Annotated in this window: 9 protein-coding genes; 8 read left to right on the top strand and 1 reads right to left on the bottom strand. The window is 73.8% G+C overall.

Annotation, left to right across the window (positions count from 1 at the left end):
- Nucleotides 1-235 precede the first annotated feature (235 nt).
- Together ACFWEK_RS12230 and ACFWEK_RS12225 are read left to right on the top strand one after the other, a co-directional pair.
- Nucleotides 236-1,915, top strand: coding sequence for an MDR family MFS transporter (locus ACFWEK_RS12230; RefSeq protein WP_430547120.1), 1,680 nt, complete (start codon nucleotides 236-238; stop codon nucleotides 1,913-1,915).
- Complete coding sequence (locus ACFWEK_RS12225; RefSeq protein WP_430547119.1) at nucleotides 1,912-2,355, top strand: DUF4233 domain-containing protein; 444 nt, start codon at nucleotides 1,912-1,914, stop codon at nucleotides 2,353-2,355. Before ACFWEK_RS12230 ends, ACFWEK_RS12225 begins: the two co-directional genes overlap by 4 nt.
- Before the next feature lie 33 nt (nucleotides 2,356-2,388).
- Here ACFWEK_RS12225 and ACFWEK_RS12220 read toward each other — a convergent pair whose 3' ends face one another.
- The gene (locus ACFWEK_RS12220; protein ID WP_430554220.1) at nucleotides 2,389-3,399 is read right to left on the bottom strand and encodes a type IV toxin-antitoxin system AbiEi family antitoxin domain-containing protein; all 1,011 of its coding nucleotides are present in this window, start codon (nucleotides 3,397-3,399) and stop codon (nucleotides 2,389-2,391) included.
- Nucleotides 3,400-3,632: 233 nt separating this feature from the next.
- Here ACFWEK_RS12220 and ndk point away from each other — a divergent pair, with 233 nt between their 5' ends.
- The 6 genes from ndk (at nucleotide 3,633) to ACFWEK_RS12190 (ending at nucleotide 11,193) form a co-directional block, all read left to right on the top strand.
- Nucleotides 3,633-4,091, top strand: a complete 459-nt coding sequence (ndk, locus tag ACFWEK_RS12215) for a nucleoside-diphosphate kinase (protein WP_430547117.1) — start codon at nucleotides 3,633-3,635, stop codon at nucleotides 4,089-4,091.
- Between the two features lie 142 nt (nucleotides 4,092-4,233).
- Nucleotides 4,234-7,815, top strand: a complete 3,582-nt coding sequence (gene smc, locus ACFWEK_RS12210) for a chromosome segregation protein SMC (protein ID WP_430554219.1) — start codon at nucleotides 4,234-4,236, stop codon at nucleotides 7,813-7,815.
- Between the two features lie 4 nt (nucleotides 7,816-7,819).
- Nucleotides 7,820-8,146: a hypothetical protein gene (locus tag ACFWEK_RS12205; protein WP_430547115.1), complete on the top strand. Its 327-nt coding sequence runs from the start codon at nucleotides 7,820-7,822 to the stop codon at nucleotides 8,144-8,146.
- 72 nt (nucleotides 8,147-8,218) lie between these two features.
- Nucleotides 8,219-9,385 carry a signal recognition particle-docking protein FtsY gene (gene ftsY / locus ACFWEK_RS12200; protein WP_430547114.1) on the top strand — a complete coding sequence of 389 codons (1,167 nt, stop codon included), beginning with the start codon at nucleotides 8,219-8,221 and terminating at the stop codon, nucleotides 9,383-9,385.
- A 186-nt stretch (nucleotides 9,386-9,571) separates the two neighbouring features.
- Complete coding sequence (locus tag ACFWEK_RS12195) at nucleotides 9,572-10,858, top strand: ammonium transporter (RefSeq protein ID WP_429762300.1); 1,287 nt, start codon at nucleotides 9,572-9,574, stop codon at nucleotides 10,856-10,858.
- Nucleotides 10,855-11,193, top strand: a complete 339-nt coding sequence (locus ACFWEK_RS12190) for a P-II family nitrogen regulator (protein WP_429728391.1) — start codon at nucleotides 10,855-10,857, stop codon at nucleotides 11,191-11,193. The genes ACFWEK_RS12195 and ACFWEK_RS12190 overlap by 4 nt, the downstream gene beginning before the upstream one ends.
- Nucleotides 11,194-11,314: the final 121 nt, after the last annotated feature.

The raw sequence follows: 11,314 nt of genomic DNA, 5'->3' as shown, positions 1-11,314 counted from the left end.
GGGCAAGGGCGTCGGAGGCGCGGCAGGGGGCGCCGCCCCGGCAGCCGATCCCGGTACGCCTGCCGACCCGCCGGACGCCGACGACACCCCGAAGAGCCCGGAGACTCCGGACACCCAGGAGACCCACGAGACCCCGGACAGCCCGTCTGCCCCCCGCCCGCACGCCCTCCCCCCGAGCACCCCAGCCCCCGTCACTACCCCGGCGCCCCCGCGCGCCACCGATCCGAGGTGTCCCATGAGCAGTGCCCCTGCTGCCGCGCCGGACAAGCCCGTCGTCGTCCTGACGCAGCGCACCGTCTGGCTGATCTTCGGCGCCCTGATGGCGTCGATGTTCCTGTCCTCCCTCGACCAGACGATCGTCGGCACCGCGATGCCCACGATCGTCGGCGAGCTCAACGGCGTCGAGCACCAGGGGTGGGTCGTCACCGCCTACATCCTGGCCGTCGCCATCGGCATGCCCCTGTACGGCAAGTTCGGCGACCTCATGGGACGGCGCTGGCCGTTCCTCGTCGCGATCGGGCTGTTCACGCTCGCGTCCGTGGGCGCCGCGCTGTCGCAGAACATGATCGAGCTCGTCCTGTGGCGCGCCCTCCAGGGCCTCGGCGGCGGCGGGCTGATGATCCTGTCGCAGTCGATCATCGCCGACATCGTGCCCGCCTCGGAGCGCGGCAAGTACATGGGCCCGCTCGGCGCCCTGTTCGGCATCTCGGCCGTCCTCGGCCCGCTCCTGGGCGGCTGGCTCACCGAGGGCCCCGGTTGGCGCTGGACCTTCTGGATCAACCTGCCCGTCGGCGTCGCCGCATTCGTCGTCGCCTGGTTCGCGCTCAGGCTGCCCTCGCACCGCTCGTCGCGCCCGGTCGACTGGGGCGGCATCGTCACGATGGCCGTGGCCACCACGGGCATCGTGCTCGTCACCAGCTGGGAGTCGCTGTCGTCGTCCGGCTACGACTGGACCGACTGGCGCCTGTCCGGGCTGCTCGTGCTGACGCTCGCGGCGGTGGCCGCGTTCATCCTCGTCGAGACGCGCGTCGCCGAGCCGCTGATCCCGCTGCGGCTGTTCAAGAACCGCACGTTCACCATCACGACGCTGATCGGGCTCGTGCTGGGCATGGGCATGTTCTCCGCGATGGCGATGATCCCGACGTTCCTGCAGATGTCCACGGGCGCCGGCGTCACCGAGTCGGGCTGGCTGATGCTCCCGATGATGGCCGGCATGATGCTCACCTCCATCGTCTCGGGTATCGCGATCTCCAAGACGGGGAAGTACAAGGCCTACCCGGTGGCCGGCCTGATCGTGGTCGCCCTGGCGATGGTCTGGCTGACCGGCCTCACCGGCGACATGTCGATGTGGACCTTCGGCGCGATGATCTTCACGCTCGGCGCCGGCATGGGCCTCGTGATGCAGACCGTCGTGCTGGCGGTGCAGAACGCCGTCGACCCGCACGAGCTGGGCACGGCCACGAGCTCCAACAACTTCTTCCGCGAGATCGGCGCGGCCGTGGGCTCCGCCCTGTTCACGACGATCTTCACGACCCGCCTCACCGACAACCTCACCGAGGTCTTCGCCGGGGCGCCCGCCGGGGCCGGCGGCGCGGGGGAGTCGAGCCTCACGCCGGGCGTCGTGCAGTCGCTGCCCGAGCCGCTCAAGTCGGGCATCATCGACGCCTACGCCGACGCCCTCGCGCCGTCGTTCTGGTACCTCGTGCCGCTCGTCCTCGTCGGCCTCGTGCTGGCGTTCTTCCTGCCCGTGATCAAGCTGTCCGACGTCGCCGGCATGGTGGCGCGCGGCGAGGCCGTCGCGGACCCGGCCAAGGCCGGGGCGCTCGACGAGCTGCCGGTCGCCGACGGCGTGTCGGAGGTCTCCGACGACGACGGTCCCGGCACCCGCGAGCGCGCGGATATCGTGGGGTCGTGAGCAAGAAGGACGACCGTCCCCGCCCGGGGGACCGCATCAAGCCCCGCAAGCCCGCCAAGGTGCAGTTCACGTCGATGATGCTGCAGCTGGAGGCGTTCGTGGTGCTGTTCGCCGGCGTCGCCCTCTACGGGCTGCGGAACACCGGCTACGAGCGCGGCCCCCTGGTGATCGACTCGCCGCTCGCCCTGTGGCTCGTGATCGGCGTGCTGTTCGTGGTGCTCCTGGTGATGTCCCGCATGGTCGGGACGCCGATGGGGTACTACGCGGGGACGGTCGTGCAGGTGCCCGTGCTGGCGATGGGCCTGCTGCTGCCGATGATGTTCGTCGTCGGCGTGGTGTTCGTCGCGATGTGGGTCGTCTCGCTGCGCCTGGGCGGCCGCATCGACCGCGAGCGCGCCCAGTACGACGCCGAGCACCCGGAGACGGCGCCGAACCTCTGACCGGACCAGCCTTTCACCAAGCGATCTGTCGCGTCATTCAGCCGAATGACGCGACAGATCGCTTGTTCGTTCGTCGGCCGCGCGCCACCCGGCCCGGCGCAGTCGGCCGGCCACCTCGTCCCCGAGCCGACCGGGCACCCGCAGGTCCTCGGAGGTAGCCCGTTGCACGACGACCCCGCCGTCGGCGACGAGGGCGTTCTGGCGTGCGCGGTCGGAGTAGACCGCCTCGAGCGAGCCGTGGACCTCCTCGCCGTCCATCTCGAGGAGGAACCAGCGTCCGCCCGGGAGGCGCCACACGAGGTCGCCCCGGCCGATGAACCGACCGTTCGGTGCGTGGAAGTCCCGTTGGAGGTCGTCGGGCGGGACACCGGCGTCGAGGCACTCGAGGCGCGCCCAGGTCTCCAGCGGTGATTCCGCTCGCCCGTCGACCAGCCGCCACCACGGATGGGTGCGCTCCACCCCGCGTCGTCCTCGGGCGAGGTCGTGCGCGGTCTCGACCTCGGCACGGCTGACGCGGCCGGCGTACACCGCGTTGTCGAGGACGGCGACGGCGTGCCGACGACCGAGGTGTGGCACCGCCTGGGCGAGCGCGTGCACGACGGGGACGACCCGGCGACCACGGACGAGCTCGGTCGCAAGCCCGGCGTCGTACTGCCTGACCGCGACGCCGTCACGGGAGACCCTGGGGAATCCACTCGGGAGCATCACCTCCGGGGTGATGTGGACGGGCAGTCCCTGGATCTCGTGAAGGGCCAGGGCGGACTGCCCGACGGCGATCGCCGACGGCCCGTAGGCAAGCAGCCCGAACCACGCGGCACGGCGGCGGCGATGGTCGAAGAGATCTCGTCGTTCGCGATGGTCCACGGGGACGGGATCGGTGTCGTAGACGGCGGTGCTCAACCGCACCCAGCGCCCCGGCCGTGCCATGCGTGCCAGCCGGTCGGCGGACATCTCGGCCGTCTCGCACTGGCGCGTCGTCACGAGACCTTCCTGTCGCGCGGCCAGCGTCAGGAGTGCCGGAGGCGGTGGGGTGAGCGGTCGCATCGCGCAAGGCGATCATTCCGACGACGCCCGTCGCGCCGCCGAGCCCGGACCTGTGGACAACGTCGCGCGACGGCGCGCTGTGGGCGGTCTTCGTCCGGTGTGACTCTGGCCTTCCAGCAAGCGATTCCTCGCGAGACAAGGCCCGATGACGCGAAAGATCGCTTGCTGGAAGGCAGTGCAGGGTGAGGGGCGGGAGTACAGGGCAGGGCGCGGGCGCCGATAGGCTCTCCGCCATGACCGACGCCGCAGACACGACCCTGCCCGCCGAGCCCGCCATCGAGCGCACCCTGGTGCTCGTCAAGCCCGACGGCGTCCGCCGCGGGCTGTCCGGCGAGGTGCTGCGGCGCATCGAGGCGAAGGGCTACACGCTCGTCGCCGTCGAGCTGAAGCAGGCCACGACCGAGCTCCTCGCCGCGCACTACGCGGAGCACGAGGGCAAGCCGTTCTACCAGCCGCTCGTCGACTTCATGCTCTCGGGCCCGACGCTCGCCGTCGTCGCCGAGGGCCAGGGCGTCATCCCCGGGTTCCGCTCGCTGGCGGGCGCGACCAACCCCACCGAGGCCGCGCCCGGCACCATCCGCGGCGACCTGGGCCGCGACTGGGGCCTCAAGGTGCAGCAGAACCTGGTGCACGGCTCCGACTCGCCCGAGTCCGCGGCCCGTGAGATCGGCCTCTGGTTCCCGAACCTCTGAGCGCTCGTACGTCACGCACGACTCACGCACGACGTCGCACGGCCGGGCCCGCACGGGCCCGGCCGTCGGCGTGTCCGGACGTCTCCGGGCGGGACCGGCGAAGTTCCGCGGATCGGCGGGATCCGGCGGTTAGGCTCGCCGGGTGCACCTCAAGACGCTCACGCTCCGCGGCTTCAAGTCGTTCGCCTCGGCGACGACGCTGAGCCTCGAGCCGGGCATCACGTGCGTCGTCGGGCCGAACGGCTCGGGCAAGTCGAACGTGGTCGACGCGCTGTCGTGGGTGATGGGGGAGCAGGGCGCCAAGTCGTTGCGCGGCGGCAAGATGGAGGACGTCATCTTCGCCGGCACCGCCGGCCGCCCGCCGCTCGGCCGGGCCGAGGTGTCCCTCACGATCGACAACACCGACGGCGCGCTGCCGATCGACTACACCGAGGTGACGATCACCCGCACGCTGTTCCGCAGCGGCGGGTCGGAGTACGCGATCAACGGCAGCTCGTGCCGGCTCCTCGACATCCAGGAGCTGCTGAGCGACTCCGGCATCGGCCGCGAGATGCACGTCGTGGTGGGTCAGGGGCAGCTCGACGCCGTGCTGCGCGCCACCCCCGACGACCGCCGCGGCTTCGTCGAGGAGGCGGCCGGCGTCCTCAAGCACCGCAAGCGCAAGGAGAAGGCGCTGCGCAAGCTCGAGGCGATGCAGGGCAACCTCGCCCGCCTCACGGACCTCACCGCGGAGCTGCGTCGCCAGCTCGGCCCGCTCGGGCGGCAGGCGGAGGCGGCGCGCAAGGCGCGGACCGTCCAGGCCGACCTGCGGGACGCGAAGGCCCGGCTACTCGCCGACGACCTGGCCCAGCTCACCGCCCAGATGGCCCAGGAGCGGGCCGACGAGGCGGCGCTGCGCGAGCGTCAGCAGGAGACGGAGCAGGGGCTGGAGCGGGCGCGGGAGCACCTGGCGGGGCTCGAGGTCGCGGCGTCCGCCGCGGTCGCGGACGCCGGCCGCGCGGCCGACGCCTTCCACGCGCTGAGCGCGCTGCGCGAGCGGCTGCGGGGGCTGGCCACGCTCGCCGACGAGCGGGTGCGGCTGCTGGGCGCCACCGAGCCGGAGCACCGCGGCCAGGACCCGGCTGCCCTGGAGGCCCAGGCCGAGCGGGCGCGGGCCACGGAGGCGGAGCTGACCCGCGAGGTCGAGCTCGCGCGCGCCGCGCTCGAGACCGCGGTCGCCGCGCGCACGGACGCCGAGAAGGCCGCGGACGCCGCGGAGCGCGAGCTCGCGACCCTGCACCGCGGCGCGGCCGACCGTCGCGAGGGGCTCGCCCGGCTCTCCGGGCAGGTGGCCGCGCGCCGCAGCCGCGTCGAGGCGGGTGACGCGGAGCTGGAACGCGTGCGCGAGGTCGTCGCGGAGGCGGAGCGCCGGGCCGAGGAGGCAGCGCGCGAGTTCGGCGCGCTCGAGGTGCAGGTCGTGGGCGCCGAGGAGGGCGAGGAGGACCTCGACGCCCGGCACGAGGAGGCGACGACGGCGCTCGCCGAGGCGCAGACAGCCGTGCAGGACCTCGAGGCCCGCGCGGCCGAGGCCGAGCGCGACCGCGCCACCTGGAGCGCGCGGGTCGAGGCGCTCGAGCTCAGCCTGGACCGCAAGGACGGCGCGGGCGCCCTGCTCGCGGACGCCGCGCCCGGCGTGCTCGGTTCGGTCGCCGCGCTGCTCGGCGTCGAGGCGGGCTACGAGGACGCGGTGACGGCCGCCCTCGGCCCGGTCGCGGACGCCGTGGCCGTGCGCGACCTCGACGCGGCGGTCGACGCGCTGCGCCGCCTGCGCGACGACGACGCCGGCCGCGCCGGGCTCGTCGTGGGCGGCGCCGACGACGGCGCGCCGGGGGAGTCCCCGGTCCCCGCCGACCTGCCCGACGGCGCGCGCCGGGCGCCCGACGTCGTCACCGTGGCGGGACCCGCGGCCGCCCCGCTGCGCACGCTGCTGCGCGACGTGGTCGTGGTGGACGACCTGGCCCAGGCGCGCGCCCTGGTCCAGAAGGCACCCGGCGTCGTCGCCGTGACGCGGGCCGGCGACCTGCTGGGCGCGGCGCGGGCCTGGGGCGGCTCCGCGGCCGCGCCGAGCGTGCTGCACCTGACGTCGGCGCTCGACGAGGCCAAGGAGGGGCTCGACGACGCGGCCGCCCGCGGCGAGCGCTGCCGCTTCGAGCTGGTCGGGGCGCGCGAGCGTCTTGACGAGGCGCAGGCCGCCCACGACGACACCCTCGCCCGGCTGCACGAGTCGGACGCCGCCCTCGCCGCCGTCGCGGAGCAGCTCGGCACGCTCGGCTCGGCGCACCGGTCCGCGCTCGCGGAGGCCGAGCGGCACCGCGCGACGCTCGCCCAGGCCGCCGAGCGGCGGAAGGCCGACGAGGCGGAGCTCGCCGAGCTGGCCCGGCGCCTCGAGGTCGCGGAGGCCGAGCCCGCGCAGTCGCAGGAGCAGGTGGCCGAGGCGCAGGCGGCCCGGGAGGCGGCGCAGGAGGCCGCCACCGCGGCGCGCGCGGCGGAGACCGAGGCGCGGCTGGAGCTGCGCACCAGCGAGGAGCGGGCGCGCGCCGTCGCCGGCCGCGCGCAGGGCCTCGCGCGGGCCGCGGCGCAGGAGCGTGCCGCGCGGGAGAAGGCGGAGCGGCGGGCGGTGCAGCGCGCGGCCGAGGCGCGGACGGCGGCCGCGGTGCGCGACGACGCGGGCACGGCCCTGGCCGTCCTCGCCCGCTCGATCGAGCGGGCCCAGGCCGAGCGCGCGGCCGCCGACGAGGAGCGCGGCGCGCGGCAGCGGGAGCTCGAGACGGTCCGCACCGACGCCGACCGGCTCGCGCGCGAGCTGCGCGACCTCACCGACGTCGCGCACCGCGACGAGGTCGCGCGCGCCCAGCAGGTGGCGCGGCTCGAGCAGCTGCAGGCCCGGGCGGTGGACGAGCTGGGCAGCGACCCCGACGTCCTGGTCGAGGAGTTCGGCCCGCACCGCGACGTGCCGGTGGCGCGCCCCACCGAGGCCGCCGAGGAGGACCCGGACCCGGAGCCCGTGCCGTACGTGCGCGCGGAGCAGGAGAAGCGGCTCGCGACGGCGGAGCGCGCGCTCGCGCGCATCGGCGCGGTCAACCCGCTCGCGCTGGAGGAGTTCGCGGCCCTGGAGGAGCGGCACCAGTTCCTCACGGAACAGCTGGCGGACCTCAAGAAGTCGCGCCAGGACCTGCTGCACATCGTCGAGGAGATCGACGAGCGGGTGCAGCAGGTCTTCGCGGAGGCGTTCCGCGACACCGCGGAGCAGTTCGAGCGGGTCTTCGGCCGGCTCTTCCCGGGTGGCGAGGGGCGCCTGGTGCTCACCGACCCGGGTGATCTTCTCACCACGGGCATCGAGGTCGAGGCGCGCCCGGCGGGCAAGAAGGTCAAGCGGCTGTCGCTGCTGTCCGGCGGGGAGCGGTCGCTCACGGCGGTCGCGTTCCTCGTGTCGATCTTCAAGGCGCGCCCCAGCCCGTTCTACGTGATGGACGAGGTCGAGGCGGCGCTCGACGACGTGAACCTGGGCCGACTGCTGGAGATCTTCCGCGAGCTGCAGGAGGACTCCCAGCTCATCGTCATCACCCACCAGAAGCGCACGATGGAGGTCGCGGACGCGCTGTACGGCGTGACCATGCGCGGCGACGGTGTGACGACCGTCATCTCCCAGCGGATGCGCGAGACCGTCGATGCGCGGGGAGAATAACGCCATGCTCACGTTCGTCCTCTGGGTCCTCGGGTCCCTCGTTCTCGCCGCGGTGGTGTTCCTCGTGGCCAACGTCATGGAACGTCGTGAGGGTCAGGACGATGAGGCCCCCGGCCTCGGTCGCTTCCTCCGCGACTTCCGGTCCGGGCTGCGCCGCAAGCGCGTCGCGCCCCCAGCCCCCGTCGAGACGGGGATGGACGAGTTCTTCGCCGCGACGGTCGAGGACGCCCCGGGCTATGTCGACCCGGAGGAGCTCACCGATGCACTGCACCGCGCGCGCCTGCAGGCGCGCAGCTCGTGGCACGTGGGGAGCGTCCGCAAGCCGGAGTGACCCCCTCGTCCGGGGGCCCGGCGGCGATCCTCGCCGGGCGGCACGCCCGCGCGGTTCTGGGAGACTGTCCGCGTGACTGATCAGCTCTGGCTCTGGATCCTTCTCGGCGTCGTCGTTGTGGTCGGCGGCGGTGCCGCACTGCTCGCCCCGAGGACGCGCCGCCGGCGCCCCGACCAGCGGATCGACCAGCAGGTCGACCAGCGGGACGACGGCGCCACGACGGTCGCCCCCGCGCCGGAGGGAGCGTCGGTCGACGCGGCCCCCGCGGCGGAACCGGCGGCGCCCGCGCTCGAGACGCCGGAGCCGGTGGCCGGGCGCCTGGTGCGCCTGCGCGACCGGCTCGCCCGGTCGGGGTCGCCGCTCGGCGCGCGGCTGCTCAGCGTGCTCTCCCGCGACCACCTCACCGAGGACGACTGGGACGAGCTCGAGGAGACGCTGCTGCTCGCCGACATCGGCGCAGGACCGGCCGAGGAGCTGCTCGAGGCCCTGCGCACGCGCGTGCGCGTGCTCGGCGTCCGCGACCCGAAGACCGTGCGAGACCTGCTGCGTGAGGAGCTGCTCAAGGTCGTCGACCCGGCGCTGGACCGCGAGGTCGCCACGACCGGCCCGGTCGGCGACGACGGCGCGCGGCTGCCGGCCGTCGTGCTCGTGGTGGGCGTCAACGGCACGGGCAAGACGACGACGGTCGGCAAGCTGGCGCGCGTGCTGGTCGCGGAGGACCGGTCCGTGGTGCTCGGCGCGGCGGACACGTTCCGCGCGGCGGCCGCCGACCAGCTGCAGACCTGGGGCGCCCGCGTGGGCGTGGAGACGGTGCGCTCGGACCGCGACGGCGCCGACCCGGCCGCCGTCGCGTTCGACGCCGTGAAGCGCGGCAAGGCCGAGGGCACCGACGTCGTCCTCGTCGACACCGCGGGCCGCCTGCAGAACAAGGCAGGCCTCATGGACGAGCTGGGCAAGATCACCCGCGTCATCACCCGGGAAGCGCCGCTCGCCGAGGTGCTGCTCGTGCTCGACGCCACGACCGGGCAGAACGGCCTCAACCAGGCCCGCGTCTTCGGCGAGGTCGCGGGCGTCACCGGCATCGTGCTCACCAAGCTCGACGGCACCGCCCGCGGCGGCATCGTCGTCGCCGTGCAGCGCGAGCTCGGCGTGCCGGTCAAGCTCGTCGGGCTGGGGGAGGGCCCCGACGACCTGGCGCCGTTCGACCCCGAGCAGTTCGTGGACGGCCTGCTGGGCTGACCTCCGCCGCGCACGCGGCGGCCCGCGGCGGCCCGCGGCGCCCCACGACAGGGCCCCGTTAACGCAAAGTTGACGCGTGACGGGGCCTTGTCACACCCGCGAAACACCAGAACACTCCAGGCGAAACCCCGCCCGACCACGGTAGTGCCCGACCCGGCCGCCCGGCTGGTGAGGGAGGAACAACTCATGGAGCTGGACACCGGAGCAACCGCGTGGATGCTGATGTCGGCATCTCTCGTGCTCCTGATGACCCCTGGACTCGCGCTCTTCTACGGCGGGATGGTGCGCGGCAAGTCCGTGCTGAACATGATGATGATGTCGTTCGGCGCGATCGCCGTCGTCGGCGTCGTCTACGTGCTGTGGGGCTGGTCGATGTCCTACGGCGCCGACCTCGGCGGGATCGTCGGCAACCCGTTCGACCAGTTCGGGCTGTCGGGCGCGATCTACGACGCCGCGGGTGAGTTCGCGATCGACGACTTCGGCGTGCCCGGCATCGTGGGCGTCGGCTTCCAGGCGACGTTCGCCATCATCACCGTCGCCCTGATCTCCGGCGCGATCGCCGACCGCGCCAAGTTCGGCACCTGGATGGTCTTCGTGGCCGTGTGGGTGACCCTCTGCTACTTCCCGATGGCGCACATGGTCTGGGGCGGCGGCCTGCTGTCCGGCGACGGGCCGTTCGCGTCCATCGCGACGCCGATCGACTTCGCCGGCGGCACCGTGGTGCACATCAACGCCGGTGTGGCCGCGCTGGTCCTCGCCCTGGTGGTCGGCAAGCGCAAGGGCTTCGGCTCCGAGCCGATGCGCCCGCACAACCTGCCGCTCGTCATGCTGGGCGCGGCGCTCCTGTGGTTCGGCTGGTTCGGCTTCAACGGCGGCTCCGCCTTCACGGCCGACGGCTTCGCCGGCCTCGCGTGGGTCAACACGACGGTCGCCACCGCGGCCGCGGTGCTCGGCTGGCTCCTGGTGGAGAAGCTGCGCGACGGCTCCGCGACGTCGCTCGGCGCCGCGTCGGGTGTCGTGGCCGGGCTCGTCGCGATCACCCCGGCCGCCGGGTCCGTCAGCCCGGTGGGCTCGATCGCGGTCGGCGCGATCGCCGGCGTGCTCTCCGCCTTCGCGGTGGGCCTGAAGTACAAGCTGGGCTACGACGACTCGCTCGACGTCGTGGGCGTGCACCTCGTCTCCGGCCTCTGGGGCACGGTCTCCATCGGCTTCCTGGCCACCGAGACGGGCCTGTTCTACGGCGGCGGCCTGAACCAGCTCGCGGTCCAGGCGATCATCGCCGTCGTCGCGATCGTCTTCTCCGGCATCATCACCTACCTCATCGCGATCGCGCTCAAGGCGGTCATGGGCTGGCGGGTCTCCGAGGAGGCCGAGGTCGGTGGCATCGACCTGGCGGTGCACAGCGAGTCCGCGTACGAGACCGTCCCGCAGGGTTCCGCCAGCGGCCAGATCAAGAGGGAGATTCGCGCATGAAGCTCGTCACCGGGGTCGTCCAGCCCCACCGCCTGGACGACGTGAAGTCCGCCCTCGAGGCCGCCGGCATCCGCGGGATGACCGTCAGCGAGGCCAGCGGCTACGGGCGACAGAAGGGCCACACCGAGGTGTACCGGGGTGCCGAGTACACGGTCGACCTGGTGCCGAAGGTCCGCGTGGAGGTCCTCGTCGCGGACGAGGACGCGTCCACCGTCGTGGACGTCGTCGTCAAGGCCGCCCAGACCGGCCGGATCGGAGACGGCAAGGTGTGGACCACGACGCTCGACGACGTGGTGCGCGTGCGCACCGGCGAGCACGGCGACGCGGCCCTCTAGGAGGCGCGGACAGTGCTCCCGGACGACCAGCCGGGCGCGACAGAGCCCCGCACCCCGGACGCCGGGGTGCGGGGTTCGCGCGTCGACGACGGCGCCACCACGACCCCCGCGGTGGGCCCCC

The sequence above is a fragment of the Isoptericola sp. NPDC060257 genome (assembly GCF_042726645.1).
GTDB lineage: Bacteria > Actinomycetota > Actinomycetes > Actinomycetales > Cellulomonadaceae > Isoptericola > Isoptericola nanjingensis.
This window is presented reverse-complemented; position numbering and strand designations above follow the sequence as displayed.